The following is an 18,787-nucleotide window of genomic DNA, read 5'->3' on the forward strand; positions in this document are numbered from 1 at the left end:
ATCACGAGGACCGTTCTCCCGAGGGGGCACCGTGACCGACACCGCGAGCGACGACCGGCTCGCCGACCTGGCGGCGGACTACTTCCAGGACGTGATCGAGACGGACCCGTTCACCGCCACCGACTACGGCGTGCCGGGCCACGACGGCGAGGTGCCCGACCCGAGCCGGGACGCCGACCGGCGGCGGGTCGACCGGTTCGACGGGTTCCGGCGCAGGCTGGACGCGATCGACCCGGCCGGGCTGACCGGCCAGGACGTCGTCACGCACGCGATGCTGGACCGGCTGCTGCACGACGGCCGGGCGGAGCTGGCGGGCGGCTTCGGCATCGGCACCGCCGCGATCGCGGTGACCCCGAGCCTGGTCGGCGTGCAGAACCTGGTGTTCGGCTCGGTGCCGGTGGTGCGGCTGGCCACGCCCGAGAACACCGCCGACTACCTGCGCCGGCTGGAGGGCCTGGCCGGGTACTTCGACGCCGCCGGCGAGCGCTACCGGGAGGCGGGCGCGGAGGGCAGGCACCCGACCGCGTCGGGCGTGCGGCAGGCCGTCGAGCAGCTGCGCGGCTACCTGGCCTCGGACCTGGCCGACGACCCGTTCCTGCGCCCGGCGCAGGGCGACGACGTGGCGCGGGTGGGCGAGGTGGTGCAGCGGTCCGTGCGGCCCGCGCTCGCCCGGCTGGCCGGCACGTACACCGACGCGCTGCTGCCGGTGGCGCGCGACGACGAGCACGTCGGGTTGTGCTTCGTGCCCGGCGGCGAAGAGGCGTACACGGCGGCCCTGCGGGCGCACACCACCACCGAACTCACGCCCGAGGAGATCCACCGGATCGGGCTGACCCGGCTGGCCGAGGTGCACGACGAGGTGGCGGCGCTCGGGTCGCGGCTGTTCGGCACGTCCTCGGTGCCCGAGGTGCTGCACCGGCTGCGCGAGGACGGCGAACTGCGCTTCGACACCGCCGACGAGATCGTGGCGTGCGCGGTCGCGGCGCTGGACCGCGCGGAAGGCGCGCTGCCCGGGTGGTTCCGGCACTACGAGATCGCGCCGTGCGTGGTCGAGCCGATGCACCCGGCCGAGGCCGAGGGCTCGGTGCTGGCCTACTACCGGGCGCCCGCCGACGACGGCTCGCGGCCCGGCGCGCACGTGGTGAACGCGCACGAGCCGCACACCCGGCCCCGGTTCGAGTACGAGGCGCTGGCGTTCCACGAGAGCGTGCCGGGGCACCACCTCCAGATCGCGCTGGCCCAGTCGCTCAAGGACGTCCCGGATTTCCGCCGGTTCGTCTACGTGACCGCGCACGCCGAGGGCTGGGGGCTCTACACCGAGCGGCTGGCCGACGAGATGGGCCTCTACACCGACGACCTGACCCGGATGGGGATGCTGTCGTTCGACGCGTGGCGGGCGTGCCGGCTGGTGGTGGACACCGGGATGCACCACTCCGGGTGGTCGCGCGACCGCGCGCTGGCGTTCCTGCGGGACAACACCGCCGCGACCGAGTCCAACGTGCGCAACGAGATCGACCGGTACATCGCGTGGCCGGGGCAGGCGTCGGCCTACCTGCTCGGCCGGCTGCACATCGAGAGCCTGCGGGCCAGGGCGGAGCGGGCCCTGGGCGACCGGTTCGACGTGCGGGACTTCCACCACCAGGTGCTGTCCAACGGGGCCGTGCCGCTGAGCACCCTGACCGACGTCGTGGACCGCTGGACCGCCACGGCGTGAGCCACCGGGTCCGACCGGAAAAGTGCTCGGAGGACGAGCACTTTTCCGGCGCACGATGGGTGTCACCCAGACGACACCGGAGGACATCGTGCAACCCCTCGACTTCGCCGACGCGGCCCAGTGGGACGCGTGGCTGACCGCCCACCACGGCGAGTCCGACGGCGTGTGGCTGAAGATCGCCAAGAAGAACTCCGGGCGGAGGTCGGTCACCATCGCCGAGGCGCTGGACGGGGCGCTGTGCCACGGCTGGATCGACGGCCACCGGCGCGGGCTCGACCAGGACCACTACCTCCAGCGCTACTCGCCGCGCCGCGCGGGCAGCGCGTGGTCGCGGGTCAACGTGGCCAAGGCGGAGGCGCTGATCGCGGCGGGCCGGATGCGCGACGCCGGGTGGGCGGCCGTCCGGGCGGCACGGGCCGACGGGCGGTGGGCCGCCGCCTACGAATCGCAGGCGACCGCCACCGCGCCGGCCGACCTGATCGCCGCGCTGGAACGCGATCCCGTTGCACGCCAACGGTTCGAGAGCATGGACCGGACCGGGCGCTACGGGTTGTTCCTGCGGCTGATGAAGGCCCGGACGCCGCAGGCGCGGTCCGTCCAGTTGGCACGGATCGTGGCCTCGCTGAGCCAAGCCCGGTCGACCGGCACAAGCCCGGCTCCGACCACCACCTGATCACCGCCACCGGCTGATCCCACTCGTCGACGTGGTCCTGCGGAGCTGGTGCGGGTGGTGGCCGAGCGCGGCGGTGACGCCATCGCCGACATGCTCGACGGCCGACCCGTCATGGCCGACGGCGGCCCCGACGCGATCACGCCCTCGCACACCCCGCGACCACAGCCGACCCACCGACCGGCAGGAAGACCTCAACACCACCCACCACTCGATCCGAGCCCACGCCGAACACGCCCCGGCCCGTATGAAGAACCGGACCATCCCGCGCGACTACCGCCGCGCCGCCCACACCCTGCACGACACGGCCTCCGGCATCGCCCGCCCCACAACCTCGCCCTCACCGGCCGGCCGAGACCTACTCAATCACCAACCACAAGATCAGTTACATGACAGCCCTTAGGATGGCCGGGACAGCTGGGAGGCCCCACGGCATGAGCGCGTCCCCCGTACCGGTCGGCGTGATCGGGCTCGGCGACATCGCCCGCAAGGCGTACCTGCCGGTGTTGTGCGCGATGCCCGGCCTGGTGCCGCACCTGATGACGCGCAGCCGGGAGAAGCTCGACCGCATCGGCGACGCCTACCGCGTGCCGGACCGGCACACGACGGTGGACGGGCTGGTCGAGGCGGGCGTGCGGGCGGCGTTCGTGCACGCCCCGACCGGACGGCACCACGAGATCGTGGCCCGGCTGCTGATCGCGGGCGTGGACGTGCTGGTGGACAAGCCGTTGTCGTACTCGCTCGCGGAGAGCCGGGAGCTGGTGGAACTGGCCCGGGAACGGGGTCGTTCGCTCGCGGTCGGCTTCAACCGCCGGTTCGCGCCGGCCTACGTCGCGGCGCTGGAGCACCCCCGGGACCTGGTGCTGCTCCAGAAGGACCGGCGGGACGACGCCGGGGACGTGCGGACCGTCGTGCTGGACGACTTCATCCACCTGGTCGACACCCTGCGGATGCTCGCGCCCGCCGCGGCCGGCGGGGCACGGGTGCGCGGGTCCGTTGTGGACGGTCGGCTGCACCACGTCGTGCTGGACCTCGACGCGCCCGGGTTCACCGGGACGGCCGTGATGAACCGGCTCGGCGGCACCGCCGACGAGGTGCTCCAGACGGCGGGCGCGAACTCCCGGCGGGACGTCGTGAACCTCACCCGGGTGACGGAGAACGGTGTGCCGCAACGGACCGACGAGTGGGCGTCCACCGGAAGGCAACGCGGTTTCGAGGCGATGTGCGCGCACTTCCTCGACGCCGTGCGGTCCGGTGAGCGGCTGGACGCCGGTGACGCGCTGGCCACCCACGAGCTGTGCGAACGGGTCGTCGCCGAACTCTCCTGATAGGGCACCGGGTGGCCCGGGGCCGGCCGCGCGGTCGGGGTCGGCGTAGTCCTGCGGGAGTAGGCCGGGTGGCGGTATCTCCGCCCGTGGACCGAGGCCCCGGGCCCGGGCGCGAACCTATAGTGGCGGCGTGTCGGGCGCGCTGGTGTACTCCTGGATGCGCGGGAACGTGGTGTGGGTCGACCGCGTCTCCGCCGCCGTCCTCGCGGCGGGGAGCCTCGGGTTCGGGTGGGTCGTCGGGGCGCAGTGGCCGTACTTCGTGTTGTCGCTCCTGCTCTCGCTGCCGCTGGCGTGGCGGCGGACCGCCCCGGTGTGGTGCGCGGGCGCGGTGTTCGCCGTCGCGTTCGTCCAGTGGCTGACCGTGCGGGACGGGATCGGCGCGCTGCCGGCCGACCTCGCGGTACCGGTCGCGGTGCACGCGGTGACCGCCCACGGCTCGCCGCTGTGGGGTCGGCTCGCCCTGGCGGCGGGGCTGTCCGGGGCGGTGCTGGGCGGGATCAGCTGGCCGCAGTTGCAGGTCTCGGTGTCCGCGCACGTGCTCACCGCCGGGTTCCTCGGCAGCACGGTCGTCGCCGCGTGGGCGGTCGGCGGGCTGCACCGGGCCCGACGCCGGCAGGTGGACGCGCTGGCCGAGCGGGCGCGGTTGCTCGAAGTCGAGCGGGAGCAGCGGGACCGGCTCGCGGTGCTCGCCGAACGCGGCCGGATCGCGCGGGAGGTGCACGACATCGTGGCGCACTCGCTGTCGGTGGTGATCGCGCAGTCCGACGGCGGCCGGTACGCGGCCGACGCGGGGGCCGCCGCCCTGGCGACGATCGGCGAGCACGCGCGGCAGGCGCTGGCCGAGACCCGGCGGGTGCTGGGGGTGCTGCGGGACGGGCCGGTCGAGGTGGTGCCGCAGCCCGGTGCCGAGGACGTGCCGGGGCTGGTGGAGCGGGTGCGCGCGGGCGGGCTGGAGGTGCGCCTGGCGTTCGGCGGCCCGCCGGTCGCGGTGCCGTCCGGGCTGGGGCTGGCGGTGTACCGGATCGTGCAGGAGGGGTTGACGAACGTGGTGAAGCACGCGGGGCCGGGGGCGCGGGCCGAGGTGTCCGTCCGGTGGGAGCCGGGGCACGTGCTGGTCGACGTGCTGGACGACGGGCGGGGCCCCGGGCCCGCCGGCGGCGGGTTCGGGTTGGTGGGGATGCGGGAGCGCGTCGCGGCGTACGGGGGTTCGGTCGCGCTGGCGGCGCGGCCGGCGGGCGGCACGGCGCTGTGCGCGCGCATCCCGGTGGTGCCGGCGTGATCCGGGTGCTGCTGGTCGAGGACCAGGAGCTGGTGCGGACCGGGCTGCGGATGGTGATCGACTCGCAGCCGGACCTGGCCGTGGTCGGCGAGGCCGGTGACGGGCTGGCCGGTGTGCGGGAGGCGCGGCGGCTGCGGCCCGACGTGGTGCTGATGGACGTGCGGATGCCGGTGCTGGACGGCATCGAGGCGACCCGCCGGGTGGTGGCGCTGCCCGCCGCGCCGAAGGTCGTGGTGCTGACGACCTACGACCTGGACGAGCACGCGCTGGCCGCGATCCGGTCCGGCGCCAACGGTTTCCTGCTCAAGGACGCGCCGGCGGAGGACCTGCTGCGCGCGCTGCGGTCGGTGCACGCGGGGGACGCGGTGATCGCCGCGTCGACCACCCGGCGGCTGCTCGACCACCTCGCGCCCGCGCTCGACCCGGCCGCCGCGCGGGCCGTCGCCGGGTTGACCGAGCGGGAGCGTGAGGTGCTGGTGGCCATGGCCCGCGGCTGGCCGAACGCGGAGATCGCCGCCCGGCTGTCGGTCGCCGAGGGCACGGTGAAGACGCACGTCGGCAACATCCTGGCGAAGCTGCACGTCCGGGACCGGGTGCAGGCCGTGGTCACCGCCTACGAGGCGGGACTGGTCCGGCCCGGCGGCGGCTGACCGCCGGGCCGGGCCCGGTCAGGCCGGGCAGGTGGTGTCCGCGCTCGGGAGGTCGCCGTCGAGCAGGTACCGCTCCACCGCGCGGTCCACGCACGGCGAGCCGGCGAACTGGTACACGCCGTGCCGGAACGCGCCGTCCAGCGTGACCATCCGGGAACCGGTCAGCGCCCGGTGCATCACCTGCTGGCCCTGGTACGGCGTGACCGGGTCACCGCTCGCGCCGATGATCAGGGCCGGCCGGGAGTTGCGGACCGCGGTCGGCGGCTCGACCGGCGCGGTCGGCCAGAACGCGCACGGCGTGATGTCTCGGGCGAGCGCGCCATAAAGGGGTTCCGACGCCCGGTGCGCCTGGATGTCGCGGTAGTAGGTCTCCGGGTCGCGCGACGCGGCGCGGTCCGCGCACTTGTTCGCCTCGCCGGCGCTGAACCCGAACGCGGCGCTCACGTCCGGGTCGTCGTAGAGGGCGAGGAGCTGCGCCAGGTCCGGAGTGGGCGTGACCGGCACTCCCCTGGCCGCGTCGCGCAGCACCCGCACGCGCGCGCTGAAGCTGCCGTAGAGCGCGTCGCTGTCGTCGACGGTGAGCAGCAGGCCCGGCAGCATGGCCGCGTCGATCCGGTGGTCGCCGACCTGCAACGGTCGCCGGGTCGCCGCCTGCCGGACCTGTTCGACCGCGTCCAGCACGCGCGCGGTCGTGCCGCCCAGGCCGTACTCGGCGTCCCGCGCGGCGGCCCACGCCGCCCAGTCCCGCAGCGCCGCCGCGTCGGCCGGGCCGGTCTCGCGGGTCACGGCGGGACCGTAGGCGTCCGGGGACAGGGCGCTGTCGAGCACGACCCGGTCCGCCCGGCCGGGGAACAGCTGGAGGTACACCGCGCCGAGGTAGCTGCCGTAGGACCAGCCCAGGTAGGACACCCGGCGCTCGCCGAGCACCGCGCGCACCACGTCCTGGTCGCGGGCGATGTTGCGGGTGGACGCGTGCGGCAGCAGGTCGCGTTGGCCGGCGCAGCGCGCCGCGAGGTCCTTGGCGATGGTCACGCTCCGGTCGAACGACGCCCGGTCCGGACTGGCCACCTGGGCGCTGCGCAGGTACTGGCCGGTCGGCCAGCCGCACTCCAGCGGGGTGCTGCGGCCGAAGAACCGGGGGTCGACGCCGACCAGGTCGTAGCGCTCGGCGATCTGCGGGGAGCCTTGCGCGACGAGCGAGACGCCGTCCCTCGACGGGCCGGGGCCGCCGGTGTTGACGAACAGCGCCCCGCGCCGCCGCGCGGTGTCGGTGGCGGGCCGGCGGGCGACCGACACGGTGATCGTCCGGCCGCCGGGCGCGCGGTAGTCCAGCGGCACGACGACCTCGCCGCACCGCGCGCCCACCTCGTCCAACGCCGCGCCGACCTCGTCGTCGGGGCCCGTCCGGCAGCCGTGCCAGTCGACGGCCTGCCGTTCGAACCGGTCCGGGCGGTCCGGCCCGGCGGCCGCGGCGGCGGGCGCGGCGACGACCGCGAGAACCGCGAGCGCGGCCGATGTTCGGGTGCGGAACTTGTTCATCTGCACGTCCATTCGGTGATCGGGAGCAATCGCTCCGGGCGAATTCGGACGCTATTGCCCGGTCACCTGGAAATCATCGCCGCCGAGTCGGAATTCGCGCCGGTCCGCCTGCCACCACGGGCGTAACCGCCCTCTGCCCACCGGCCTGGACGTGCGGCCACCAGGCATTCCGGTGTCCGCAAATGGGCGGACGACAAGCGGCTACCGAGAGTATCCGCACGCCGACGAACGGGTGATTCCGGACGGTCCGCCGACCTCGGTCCGAGTGAATCGGTTGCCGACCGGGTCACCCAGATCACCCCGGCCGCTAGCGTCCGGCCATTGTTCCGAGGCTTTCTGCGGGGTGCCGGAAAGGACCGACGGTGTTCGTGGGGCGGACCGAACTGCTCGACCTGGTGGACCGGCTGGTCGCGGTGCCGGGCACCGGGAGCAGACCGGTGCTGGTCGTGGAGGGGGTCGGCGGGAGCGGGCGGACCGCGCTGCTGGCCCAGGTCTCCGACGCCTGGCACGGCCGGACGCCCCGGGTGCTCGTCCGACCCCGGCTGCGCGAGCACGCGCGGGCCGGCGAACGCGCGGTGCGGCCCGTGCTGGCGGCGGTGATGCTGGGGTTGAGCGAGGCCGTGCCGTACTACCGGCTGTCGTTCGAGCGGGTGCTGCTCGCGCAGATCGCGATCGAGACCGACACCGCCGGGCTCGACCCGGCCGCCGCGCGGGCCCGGCTGCGCGCGGCGGACCTGGCCTACCGCGACCGCGCCGCGCTCGCCGACCTCACCCGGCGGCTGATCGGCATCGCGGGCGACCTGGTCGGCGGGCTGGGCGCGCCCGGCGCGGAGATCGCCCAGTCGGCGGTCAACCAGCTGGCCGACTACGTGGTCGGCCGGCTCCAGCGGTCGCGGTGGCTGTCCCGGCGGGTGTGGAGCACCGAGGCGCTGGACTGGTTCGGCCACCAAGGCCAAGGACTGGGCCACGACGGCGAGCTGGTCCGCCTGCAGCTGGGCGCGCACGCCGCCGGCGACGACCCGGTGGTGCGGCGCGGCGTGGACGACCTGCTGGTGGCCGCGCTGCTCGCGGACCTGCGGCACAGCCTCGCCGGGATGGCCAACCGGCCGGCCAACGCGGTGGTGCTGCTCGACGACGGCGACGCCCCGGCCGCGACCGCGTTCGTCGGCGCGGTGCTGCGGGTGCGCCGGGCGCTGGCGTCCACCCGGGACAGCCGCGACAGCCGGCTGCCCGACCCGCTGACGCTGGTGGCCACCAGCAACGGCGCCCTGGTGGCGGAGCTGACCGGCGCGCTGCCCGCGCCGGTGCACGGCGTGGAGCCGGCGCTCGCGCACCTCCCGGACACCGGCTGGTGGCTGCGGGTGACCTCGGCGGACCTGACCGCCGACGACGTGATCCAGCTCGCCAAGGACCGGCTGTGGGCGGCCGGGCCGATCGCCGAGACGATGGGGCTGGCCGTGCACCGGCTGACCCGGGGGCACCCCGGCGCGACCCGCGTGGTGCTGGACCGGCTGCACGACGAGCCCGCGCTGATCGACGACGTGGACCGGCTGCTCGACGGGCCGGGGCCGGGCTCCGGGGCGCTCGCCGACCACCTGCTGGGCCTGTTCGTGCGCGGGCTGACCACGACCAAGGACGACGACGAGAACCTGCGCGCGGCGCTGGTCACCCTGTCGGCGGCGCGCACCCTCGCCGAGGCGCAGTCCCTGGTGGCGCTGCTGCCCCCGCCGCTGGGCCTGGGGTCGGCGCTGTTCACCTCGCCCGTGCTGTGGTCGCCGCCCGACGCGCCGGCCGCGCACCGCCGGCCGCACCCGCTGGCCCGCTACCTCGGGCTGCGGGCGCTCGCGGTCCGCCGGCGGGGCCGGACCTGGGACGAGGTGGTCGGCGCGCTCGCCGCCGGGCCGACCGCGCACCCGCACCACCGGCTGCTGCTCGGCGACCGCCGGGGCGTGGCGCGGGAGCTGCTGGACCTGCTGCCCGTGCTGCCCACCGCCGACTGGCTGGCGCGGTTCGACGCCGTGGTCGCCACGCCGGACCTGCGCCGCCGGGACTTCGCCGAGATCTGCGCCCGGGACGAGGCCGACACCCCGCTGGGCCACCTGTTCCGCCTGCTCGGCGTGGTGCCGGTGCTGGAGGGCGACGCGCGGGTCTCGGCACCCGACCGGCTGGCCGAGCTGGAGGACCTGGAAGAGGTCGACTACCGGGCGCTCGCGCCCAAGGCCCAGGACCCGGCGGCGATGATCCGCCGGGCCGCCCGACGGGGAGGTCGACGCGGATGACGCGCGCGATGACGCCACGCCACCGGTTGCTGGTGCTGCCCCGGCGCACCCGCCCCGCGCCGAGGTGGACCGACTGGTGGCGGCTCGCGGTGGCGGTCCTGCTGGTGGGCGCGGGCGTCGCGGTCCTCGTGGCGGCCCCGGTGGTGGTGCCCCGGATCGTCTGCCGCGACGGGCTGCCCAGCGGCGACCGGTGGGAGGCCGGCGGGGTGTGCGTCGGGCTCAGCGAGGGCCCGTACGCGTTCGGGCTCGCCGAGTTCGAACCGGTGATGCGGGTGATCGCCGAGCAGAACGCGAACGCCGACCAGTGCGAGCCCGACGGCACGCCGGTCACCGTGGGCGTGCTGCTGACCATGACCGACCCGTTCGCGGGCTCCCGCGCCCGGCACGAGCTGGAAGGCGCGGCGGCGGGCCAGCGGCGGGCCAACGGGCCGGGTTGCGTGCACCCGGTGCGGCTGCTCGTCGGGCACGTCGGCCGGTACGCCGACCCGGGCACGGCGGTGGCCGTGGCACGGCGGCTGGCCGACCGCCCGGAGGTGGTCGCGGTGGCCGGCATCGGGCTCAGCCACCAGCACACCGCCGAGGTCGCGGACCTGCTGGCGCGCGACCGGATCCCGATGGTCGCCGACCTGATCACCGCCGAGGGGTTCGACCAGAGCGGGTCGGCGGCCGATTCGCCGAGCTTCGCCGGCTGCGACCAGGACATCACCTACTCGCGCGGCGTCGGCAAGGACTACTACTACCGGGTGGCGTTCCGCGCGCAGGCGCAGATCGCCGAGCTGAAGGCGGCGGCCGGCACCCGCCCGGCGTTCCTGATGGTGCCCACAGGGGGATCGGACCCGTACACGTGCACCGCCCTGCCGCTGATGCAGCGCGCGTTCGGCGGCGACCTGGCCGAGGTCAAGTTCGACTCCGACGAGCCGAGCACGGTGGCGCAGACCGCGAAACGGCTGTGCTCGGTGCCCGGCGACGTGAGCGTCGCCTACATCGCGCGCGGCCGGGACATGGGCCGGTTCCTGCGCAGCCTGGACAGCGCGTTCGGCGACGGGCAGTGCGCGGCGACCTCGGTGACCGTGCTCAGCACGTCGGACAGCAACCGGGTGCGCACCGCCGAGACCGACCAGGTGCTGGAGAGCCTGCGGGTCGAGGGGCTGTCCTCGGGCACGTTCACGGCCGGCCGGGTGCGGCTGCTGTGCACGCTGGTGTCCGGCGCGGACGGTTCCGGCGTCGACCACCCGAACTTCGCCGAGTTCGAACGCCACTTCGCCGACGCCGGGTTCGACCCCGCGCACGTGGACGACGGGTGGGCGGTGAACGCCTACGACGCGGTGGCGACCGTGACCGCGGCGCTGCGGGGTCTGCCCGCCGCCAGGCCGGTGCCGCGCGGTCAGGTGAACACGGCGATCAGCGGCTTCTCGTCGGCCCGGGAATCGGTGTCGGGCGCGGGTGGGCCGATCACGTTCGACAACAGCGGCAACCGGACCGGCGCGCCCCCGGCCGTGGTGCGGATCTGCCCGATACCGGCCCCGCGCCCCGGCACGCAGCCACCACGCGTCGGCACCGTGGCCGTGCGGCCCAACGAGCCGGCCCCCGACTGCCCCCGCTGACGCCCTCGGCGCACGGCAGCGGGGCGACGCCCACAACCCGGACGTCGCCCCGCCTCACCCGCACCTGTCAGTTGGTCTTCGGGAGATCTAGAAGGTGATGCTCCAGCCGTCGACGGTGCCGGTGTCGTAGGAGTACACGTCCGTCACGCGCAGCTTCCACGTGCCGTTCTTGTTCTCCGAACCCGTGTTGACCGTGAACGTCTCGTGGATCCCGCTCGCCGAACCCACACCACCGGACTTGCGCAACACGATCGCGTTGCCGCTCGGACCGACGAGGTCGATCGCCAGGTCACCGGTGTAGGTGTGGTTGATGTCCACCTTGACCGATGTAGACGCCGTGCCCACACCGTCGCAACCCGTCACCGTCACGTTGCTCGACACCGCCGAACCCGCGTCCGGGATCGCCACGTCATCCGTGTTCGACCCTCCGGAACACGGCGGGTTGGGCACGTCTCCGCCGAAGTTCGCCGTGTAGAGCAGCTTGTTCGGCGAACCCGAACCCGGGTTCTTCACCACGCCGTTGGTCGCGTTGTCGGTCAACGCCTTGAGCACCTGGGCGGGCGTGGACGAGGGGTTGCCCGCCAGGTAGAGCGCCGCGCCGCCGGCCACGTGAGGGGAGGCCATGGACGTGCCGCTCATGTTGGCGCTGCCGGTGTCGCTGGAGTGACTGGCCGACGTGATGTTGTTGCCGGGCGCGAAGATGTCGACGCACGAGCCGTAGTTCGAGAACGACGCCCGGTTGTCGTTGTTGTCCGTCGCGCCGACCGAGACCACGTTGGTGTTGCGCGCCGGGCCGGTGTTGCACGCGTCGGCCGAGCTGTTGCCGGCCGCCACCACGAACGTCACGCCGGCCGCGGTGAGCCGGCCGATCGCGTCGTCACCGATGCCGGGGGTGTCGAAGGTGAAGCTGCCGTTGACCACGGCGGGCTTCACCGCGTTCTTGGCGATCCACTCGATGCCCTCGACGCCGTCGGAGTCCGGGGCGCTGCCGTCGCAGCCGAGGATGCGCACCGCGACCAGCTTGGTCTTCTTGGCCACGCCCCAGGTCTTGCCGCCGATCGTGCCGGACACGTGCGTGCCGTGCCCGTTGCAGTCCTGCGCCTCCGCGTCCTCGTCCACGAAGTCGTAGCCGTAGTTCGCGCGGCCCTCGAATTCGCTGTGGGTCTTGCGGATGCCCGTGTCGAGCACGTACGTGGTGACGTTCGACGCGGTGGTGTTGTAGGTGTACTTGGTGTCCAGCGGCAGGTTCTTCTGGTCCACCCGGTCGATGCCGTAGGTGGCGTTGTTCTGGGTGTCGGCGACCTTGGCCGTGCCGTCCTGGAAGACCCGCTTGACCGCCGGGTCGGCGGCCAGCCTGCGGGCCTGCCCGTCCGGCAGGTCGCGCACCAGGAAGCCCCGCATGGCCACGGAGAACACCGACTTCAGCTTGCCGCCGTAGCGGCCGACGAGGTGCTCCGAGGTCTGCTGGATCTGCGCTTGGATCTGGGCCTGGCCGGACGCCCGGTCCTGCGGGACGTCCTTGAGCGACACCAGGAAGCTGCCCGCGAACGGCTGGCGCGCCTTGACGTAGTCGGCTTCCGCCTGGGCCGACGCCGGGGGCGTCAGGCCGAGCGTGGCCAGCGCGGCGACGACCGCCACGGCCTTGAGTGGTGTTCCCATGATCTTGTTCCTCCACGAACACAGGGATGGTGCGGTCCGCGGCGCGGCAGCCGCGAACCGTCCGATCGAGGGGGACTACCGGTGGAGAGGGGGGAAATCGGGTTCGGTTCAGAAGGAGATCGACCAGCCGTCGACGGTGCCGGTGTCGTAGGAGTACACGTCCGTCACGCGCAGCTTCCACGTGCCGTTCTTGTTCTCCGAACCCGTGTTGACCGTGAACGTCTCGTGGATCCCGCTCGCGGAACCCACACCACCGGACTTGCGCAACACGATCGCATTGCCACTCGGACCGACCAGATCGATCGCCAGGTCACCGGTGTAGGTGTGGTTGATGTCCACCTTGACCGATGTAGACGCCGAACCCACGCCGTCGCAACCCGTCACCGTCACGTTGCTCGACACCGCCGAACCCGCGTCCGGGATCGCCACGTCATCCGTGTTCGACCCCCCGGAACACGGCGGGTTCGGGCCACCGTCACCGATGAATCCCGTGTACAACAACTTGTTCGGCGAACCCGAACCCGCGTTCTTGACGACACCGCTGGTCGCGTTGTCGGTCAGCGCCTTGGCGACCTCGGCCGGCGCGGCCGAGGGCTTGCCCGACAGGTACAGCGCGGCCGCGCCCACCACGTGCGGCGTCGCCATGGACGTGCCGCTGATGGAGTTGGTGCCGCCGTTGTTCCACGTCGAGGTGATGCCCGTGCCGGGCGCGAAGATGTCCGTGCACGAACCGTAGTTGGAGAACGTCGACCGGGTGTCGGAGCTGTCCGTGGCGTTCACCGTGATCGCCTCGGGGGTCCGCGCGGGCGAGGTGGAGCACGCGTCCTTGTTGTCGTTGCCGGCCGCCACGGCGAAGGTGACACCGGCCGCGATGGCCTTCTTGACCGCGTTGTCCACCGAGGAGTCCGCCCCGCCGCCCAGGCTCATGTTCGCCACGGCGGGCTTGACGGCGTTCTTCGCCACCCAGTCGATACCGCCGATGACCTGCGACCACTCGCCCTGGCCCTGGCAGTCGAGCACCCGCACCGCGACCAGCTTGACGCCCTTGGCGACGCCGTAGGTGTTGCTGCCGATGGTGCCCGCGACGTGCGTGCCGTGGCCGTTGCAGTCCTGCGCGACCGAATCGTTGTCGATGAAGTCGTACCCGTCGACCGCCCGGCCGCCGAACTCGCTGTGCGCCTTGTGGATGCCGGTGTCCACGACGTACGCGGTGACGTTCGACGCGGTGTTGGCGTAGTTGTACTTCTTGTCCAGCGGCAGGTTCTTCTGGTCGATCCGGTCCAGGCCCCAGGTCGGGTTGTCCTGCACGCCGGTCGCCTTGGCGATGCCGTCCTGCTCCACGTAGTCCACCGCCGGGTCGGCGGCGAGCTTGCGCGCCTGGGCCTCGCTCATCGACACCGAGAAGCCGCGCAGCGCGGCGGTGTAGGTGAGCTTGAGCTTGCCGCCGTACTTCGCGGCCAGGTCACCCGCCTTGGCCGGGGTCTGCTGCGCGCCGACCGCGCTGTCCTTGAACACTACGATGTAGGCGTCCTTGACCGCACCGGCTGCGCCCGCACCGCGGATGGTGCCTTCTGCGGCGTACCCGTACCCGTAGCCCACACCGGCCATCAGCGCCGACGTCGCCAGGCACGCGGTCACGACCCGTCTCGGGGTCGAGCGATCCTGTCGCATGGGGTGTTCTCCGTTCCACTCGGCCGCCATGCAGGGGTCGGTGAGGACTGGCGGCCATGTGATTTCCACCTTCGGGCGACGCGCGACCACGAACAATCCGGGTAGTAGTACGTAGGGCTACGCAAACTATGCGTGGTTTCACCCGATGTCACCGTGGGAACCCCGGGGCTTCGAAGAGTGGGCGGTGGCGTAAACGGATGTCCGGAGGACCAGGTCAGGTCGGCGTGCTCGACGTCGGCTGCTTCAGCGCGCACCTCGTCGTGGTCGACGACCCGGCGTTGCGCCCCGTGCTGTCCCACAAGACCCGACTGCGGCTCGACCTCAGTCTGGACGGCAACGCCGGAGTCCGCAGGTCGGGAGTGGACCAGGTGGTCGCGGCGGTGCGTGAGGCACACCACGTCGCGCAGCGCGCGGGCGTGCGCGAGGTGCTGCCGTGGGCGACGTCGGTGCTGCGCGACGCGCCCAACGCGACCGAGGTGTTCGCCGAGGTGGAACGCCGCACCGGGGTCGCGCTGCGGTCGCTGTCCGGTGTGGAGGAAGCCCGGCTGGCCTACCTGGCGGCACGCAACTGGTTCGGCGCGGACACCGGTCCGATGCTGGTGCTCGACATCGGCGGCGGCACGGTCGAGGTGGCCGCCGGGTCCGCGGGCGAACCCGTGGCGGCGGCGACGCTGCCCTACGGCGCGCGCACCCTGTCCCGCTGCCCGGTCGACCCGGACGAGCTGCGGGTGTCGGTGCTCGACGCGATCGCCGCGCTGGGCGACCTGCGCGACCACTTCGCGGTCGGCTGCTCGAAGGTCTTCCAGCAGCTGGCCCGGCTGTCCGGGGCGCGCCCCCAGCGCGACGGCCCGGACGTGCGCCGCTCCCTGCACGTCGCGGACCTGCGGCGATGGGCGCGGCGGCTGGCCGCGATGCCCGAGCGGCAACGCGCGCGCCTGCCGGGCATCTCCCGGCACCGGGCCGGGCAGAGCGCGGCGGGCGCGGTCGTGGCCGAGGCGCTGATGACGGCCGCCGGGCACGACGAGGTGGCCATCTGCCCGTGGTCGACGCGGGAAGGGCTGCTGCTCACCCTGATCGGGTTGGGCGACGACGAGATCTGCCGGGTGGCGTGAGGGGACCAGGGAATGCTGGCGTTGTCGGTCGAAGCCCACCGGACGGGGTGCGCGGTGGTCGTCGCGACCGGGGAGCTGGACCTGGCGGGGGCCCGCCGGGTGCTGGACAAACTGGACCGCCTGGTGACCGAGGGCCGGGACCGGATCGTGCTGGACATGTCCGGGGTCGCGTTCTGCGGCGCGCAGGCCATGAGCGCGCTGGTCCGCACGCGCGCGCGGGCGCAGCGCGCCGGCGGCTGGCTGCGGCTGGCCGCCGTGCCGCCGCACGTGCGGCGGGTGTTCGGCAAGATGGACCTCGACCGGCTGTTCCCGCACTTCCCGGACGTGACGGCGGCAGCCGCGGGCCGGGCGATCCCCGACCAGCGCTCCAACTCCACCCGGCCGCGGTGACCCCGCGACGATCCGGTCCGAGGTGACGCGCGACACGGCCACGCGGCAATCGGGTTGAGCCGCACCGGCCGGGCGGCCGATCATCCCGGCGTGGACATCCGACCCGCCCGACCCGACGAGTTCCCCCTCCTCCAGGACATCGAGGACGCCTCCGGCGAGCCGTTCCGCGATTTCGGGATGCCCGAGATCGCCGACGACGACCACCTGCCGCTGGACGTGCTGGCCCGGCTGCACGTCTGGGTGGCCGCCGACCCCGACCCGGTGGCGTGGATCGCGGTGGCCGAGGTCGACGGGTTCGCGCACGTAGAGCAGGTCAGCGTGCACCCCGACCAGGCCCGGCGCGGCATCGGCGCGCGGCTGCTCGACCACGTCCAGCAGTGGGCCGGGGCCCGGGGGCTGGACGGTCTGACGCTCACCACGTTCCGCGACATCCCGTGGAACGCGCCCTACTACGAGCGCCTCGGCTTCCGCGAGATCGCCGACCTCACCCCCGCGTTGGCGGCGATCGTCGAGGAGGAGGCGGAGCGCGGGCTGGACCCCGTCAAACGTGTGTGCCTGCGGCGCACGTCCGGGAGCGGTGTTCGCGGGCGATACTGAATGGGTAGACCTCCCGCAGGCAACCGTTCGGAGGCTCCCCCAGTGGTCGATTTCGTGCACGAGGCACTGCTCTACCGCGACGCGGACGAATACGTGGCGGGCAGCGCGCCGTTCGTGCTGGAGGGCCTGTCGGCGGGCGAACCGGTGCTGGTCGCCGTGCCCCGGCCGAAGGTCGACCTGCTCCGGGGCGCGCTGGGCGCGGACGCGGACCGGGTGGAGTTCCTGGACATGACGCGGGCCGGCCGCAACCCGGGCCGGATCATCCCGGGCGTGCTCTCGTCGTTCACCGACGGCGGGCGCGGCGGCCGGGTGCGGATCGTGGGCGAACCGGTGTGGGCCGGACGGACGGACCTCGAATACCCCGCCTGCGTGCAGCACGAAGCCCTGGTCAACACCGCGTTCGAGGACCGCCCGGCGTGGATCCTGTGCGCGTACGACGCCGGCGGGCTGGCCCCGTCGGTGCTGGACGACGCCGAGACCACCCACCCGGTCGTGGTCGAGGGCACCCGCCGGCGGGCCAGCACCGGCTACCGCGACCCGCTGCTGACCTTCGAGGAGTTCAACCGCCCGCTGCCACCACCTCCGCCGGACGCGCTGGAGCGGCCGTTCGACGTGGACGGCCTGACCGGGACCCGGCAAGTGGTGGCGGCGTTCGCGCGCGACGCCGGCCTGCCCGAGGAGCGGGTGGAGGACCTGGTGCTCGCGGTCAACGAACTCGCGACCAACAGCGTCGTGCACGCCGACGGCCGCGGCACGGTGCTGCTGTGGCGGGAGGGCACGGCGACGGTGTGCGAGGTCCGCGACGGCGGCCGGCTGACGAACCCGATGGTCGGCCGCCGCCACCCCGGCCCGTCCGCGCACGGCGGCTACGGAGTGATGCTGGTGAACCTCCTGTGCGACCTCGTCCGCGTGCACACCCGCGAAGACGGCACCGCGATCCGCGTCTACCTCGACACCCGCTGACCACACCGCCAGACCAGCCCGCCACGCCCCGGCCACCGCACCCCGGTCGAGGCGCGATGCCGACCGCACCGCCTGTAGCCGTTCGCCGGCGGGCGGGTCCGATGCGGGACGACCATCTTCCGGCCACGTGCCGGCGGGCAGCGGCCGGGCTCGACGTGAGCCGGTCTCGTTCCGGTGGCCGGCTCGACCTGGGCCGACCACCTTCCGCACTCACGACGGTGAGCCGCAGGTCGGACGCGACACGAACCCGGCCTGGCTCCGACGGCGGCCGACTCGACCTCCTCCGCCTCGGCGCTCCGGACAAGCAGCAGCCGGCCGGACTTGAGCCGACCACCTTCCAGCCGCGCTACAGCGGGCCGCAGGTCAGACCTCGACATGAGCCGGCCCCGCCCCGGCGGGCCGCAGGTCGGACTCCACACGAGCCGGCCTCGACCTGGCAGCGGCCGACTCGACCTCCTCCGGTCCGGCGCTCCGGGCAGGCGGCGGTCACCCGATTTCGGACACCGCTCATCGGCAGCCAGCCTGGCCTGAGCCGACCGCCCGCCGAACTCACTCCAGCGGTCCGCAGATCGGTGGACGGGCGCGCCGTCCGTGTCCTGGCGATAGCCGATCCGCGCACCGGGCAGGCCCCTGAGCCGGCCACACCGCTCATCGATGGCCGGCAAGACCTGGGCGACCACCTTCCGCCGTCGCGCCGGCGGGCAACGGCCGGGCTCCGCACAAACCGGCCCCGCCCCGGCGGCTACCGATCCGACCTGCGCAGACCCACGCTCCGGAGCCGGCGGCACCCGGCTTGACCTGGACACACCGCCCTTCGACGACCAGCACGACATGGGCCGACAGCCCTCCGCCGTCACGCCGGCACGCAACGGCCCGGCCTCGCCCTGGCGGTCGTCAATGCGAGCTGCGCTGCGGTTGGGCAGCAATCGATCTGCGCACACCGCTCATCGGCGTCCGGCACGACATGAGTTGACCGCCCTCCGGCCTCACACCGCCGGGCCTCGACGGCGACCGGTCCAACCTGGACCGGCCCGCGCTTCTGGCAGGCAGCAGCCAACCGACCTGGACACACCCCTTCTACGGCCAGCACGACATGAGCCCAACCCCTCCGCCCTAGCGTCAACACGCAACGGCAGGTCTCAGCACGAGCCGGCCTGGCTCCTGCGGTGGCCGACTCGACCTGCGCCGACCCACGTCCCAGCGGGCACGGCCGCCCCAGCTTGAGCCGACCCGTCCGCCCTCACTTCAGCACGCAACGGCGCGGCTCGACGCGAGCCGGCCTCGCTCCAGCGGAGCCGACCCGACCCTGCACCGCCTCCTGCCCAGCGGGCA

14 protein-coding genes and 1 pseudogene are annotated in these 18,787 nt (G+C 73.7%); 12 read left to right on the forward strand and 3 right to left on the reverse strand.

Annotated elements, in window-relative coordinates; translation table 11 throughout:
• Positions 1 to 31: 31 nt before the first annotated feature.
• From AC0HI0_RS21410 to AC0HI0_RS21435, 6 genes and pseudogenes are all read left to right on the forward strand, one after another.
• The gene (locus tag AC0HI0_RS21410) at positions 32 to 1,714 is read left to right on the forward strand and encodes a DUF885 domain-containing protein (RefSeq protein ID WP_480934155.1); all 1,683 of its coding nucleotides are present in this window, start codon (positions 32 to 34) and stop codon (positions 1,712 to 1,714) included.
• 55 nt (positions 1,715 to 1,769) lie between these two features.
• Positions 1,770 to 2,387, forward strand: a complete 618-nt coding sequence (locus AC0HI0_RS21415; RefSeq protein WP_480934156.1) for a YdeI/OmpD-associated family protein — start codon at positions 1,770 to 1,772, stop codon at positions 2,385 to 2,387.
• A gap of 81 nt (positions 2,388 to 2,468) precedes the next feature.
• Positions 2,469 to 2,777, forward strand: a pseudogene (locus AC0HI0_RS21420) (hypothetical protein); the annotation flags it as partial.
• A gap of 41 nt (positions 2,778 to 2,818) precedes the next feature.
• The gene (locus tag AC0HI0_RS21425) at positions 2,819 to 3,712 is read left to right on the forward strand and encodes a Gfo/Idh/MocA family protein (protein WP_480934157.1); all 894 of its coding nucleotides are present in this window, start codon (positions 2,819 to 2,821) and stop codon (positions 3,710 to 3,712) included.
• Between the two features lie 130 nt (positions 3,713 to 3,842).
• Positions 3,843 to 4,991, forward strand: a complete 1,149-nt coding sequence (locus AC0HI0_RS21430) for a sensor histidine kinase (RefSeq protein WP_480934158.1) — start codon at positions 3,843 to 3,845, stop codon at positions 4,989 to 4,991.
• Positions 4,988 to 5,641, forward strand: coding sequence for a response regulator (locus AC0HI0_RS21435; RefSeq protein ID WP_480934159.1), 654 nt, complete (start codon positions 4,988 to 4,990; stop codon positions 5,639 to 5,641). The genes AC0HI0_RS21430 and AC0HI0_RS21435 overlap by 4 nt, the downstream gene beginning before the upstream one ends.
• An 18-nt stretch (positions 5,642 to 5,659) precedes the next feature.
• On the opposite strand, the gene AC0HI0_RS21440 is transcribed toward AC0HI0_RS21435, so the two are convergent.
• A complete protein-coding gene (locus AC0HI0_RS21440) occupies positions 5,660 to 7,180 on the reverse strand; it encodes an alpha/beta hydrolase (RefSeq protein ID WP_480934160.1) in 1,521 nt (506 codons plus the stop codon).
• Positions 7,181 to 7,542: 362 nt separating this feature from the next.
• Between AC0HI0_RS21440 and AC0HI0_RS21445 the strand changes: the two genes are divergently transcribed.
• Positions 7,543 to 9,459, forward strand: a complete 1,917-nt coding sequence (locus tag AC0HI0_RS21445) for a hypothetical protein (protein ID WP_480934161.1) — start codon at positions 7,543 to 7,545, stop codon at positions 9,457 to 9,459.
• Entirely contained in the window at positions 9,456 to 11,063 is a 1,608-nt protein-coding gene (locus tag AC0HI0_RS21450; protein WP_480934162.1) for an ABC transporter substrate-binding protein, read from the forward strand. Before AC0HI0_RS21445 ends, AC0HI0_RS21450 begins: the two co-directional genes overlap by 4 nt.
• An 87-nt stretch (positions 11,064 to 11,150) precedes the next feature.
• Here AC0HI0_RS21450 and AC0HI0_RS21455 read toward each other — a convergent pair whose 3' ends face one another.
• Positions 11,151 to 12,722, reverse strand: coding sequence for a S8 family serine peptidase (locus AC0HI0_RS21455; RefSeq protein WP_480934163.1), 1,572 nt, complete (start codon positions 12,720 to 12,722; stop codon positions 11,151 to 11,153).
• 108 nt (positions 12,723 to 12,830) lie between these two features.
• A complete protein-coding gene (locus AC0HI0_RS21460; protein WP_480934164.1) occupies positions 12,831 to 14,393 on the reverse strand; it encodes a S8 family peptidase in 1,563 nt (520 codons plus the stop codon).
• 197 nt (positions 14,394 to 14,590) lie between these two features.
• Between AC0HI0_RS21460 and AC0HI0_RS21465 the strand changes: the two genes are divergently transcribed.
• The 4 genes from AC0HI0_RS21465 to AC0HI0_RS21480 all read left to right on the forward strand — a co-directional run bounded on the left by AC0HI0_RS21465 (position 14,591) and on the right by AC0HI0_RS21480 (position 17,455).
• Entirely contained in the window at positions 14,591 to 15,505 is a 915-nt protein-coding gene (locus AC0HI0_RS21465; RefSeq protein WP_480934165.1) for a Ppx/GppA phosphatase family protein, read from the forward strand.
• 12 nt (positions 15,506 to 15,517) lie between these two features.
• Positions 15,518 to 15,895 (forward strand): STAS domain-containing protein, encoded by a 378-nt coding sequence (locus AC0HI0_RS21470; RefSeq protein ID WP_480934166.1) that lies wholly within the window; start codon positions 15,518 to 15,520, stop codon positions 15,893 to 15,895.
• 90 nt (positions 15,896 to 15,985) lie between these two features.
• Positions 15,986 to 16,492, forward strand: coding sequence for a GNAT family N-acetyltransferase (locus tag AC0HI0_RS21475; RefSeq protein WP_480934167.1), 507 nt, complete (start codon positions 15,986 to 15,988; stop codon positions 16,490 to 16,492).
• Positions 16,493 to 16,534: 42 nt separating this feature from the next.
• Entirely contained in the window at positions 16,535 to 17,455 is a 921-nt protein-coding gene (locus AC0HI0_RS21480; RefSeq protein ID WP_480934168.1) for an anti-sigma factor RsbA family regulatory protein, read from the forward strand.
• Positions 17,456 to 18,787 lie beyond the last annotated feature (1,332 nt).

Source organism: Saccharothrix sp. NBAS 001, assembly GCF_056640475.1.

What these genes read in the sequence shown, in the direction of transcription:
- AC0HI0_RS21440 (WP_480934160.1), bottom strand. Translation starts at nt 7,180, where the DNA reads ATGAACAAGTTCCGCACCCGAACATCGGCCGCGCTCGCGGTTCTCGCG.
- AC0HI0_RS21460 (WP_480934164.1), bottom strand. Translation starts at nt 14,393, where the DNA reads ATGCGACAGGATCGCTCGACCCCGAGACGGGTCGTGACCGCGTGCCTG.
- AC0HI0_RS21425 (WP_480934157.1), top strand. Translation starts at nt 2,819, where the DNA reads ATGAGCGCGTCCCCCGTACCGGTCGGCGTGATCGGGCTCGGCGACATC.
- AC0HI0_RS21470 (WP_480934166.1), top strand. Translation starts at nt 15,518, where the DNA reads ATGCTGGCGTTGTCGGTCGAAGCCCACCGGACGGGGTGCGCGGTGGTC.
- AC0HI0_RS21455 (WP_480934163.1), bottom strand. Translation starts at nt 12,722, where the DNA reads ATGGGAACACCACTCAAGGCCGTGGCGGTCGTCGCCGCGCTGGCCACG.
- AC0HI0_RS21450 (WP_480934162.1), top strand. Translation starts at nt 9,456, where the DNA reads ATGACGCGCGCGATGACGCCACGCCACCGGTTGCTGGTGCTGCCCCGG.
- AC0HI0_RS21465 (WP_480934165.1), top strand. Translation starts at nt 14,591, where the DNA reads ATGTCCGGAGGACCAGGTCAGGTCGGCGTGCTCGACGTCGGCTGCTTC.
- AC0HI0_RS21415 (WP_480934156.1), top strand. Translation starts at nt 1,770, where the DNA reads ATGGGTGTCACCCAGACGACACCGGAGGACATCGTGCAACCCCTCGAC.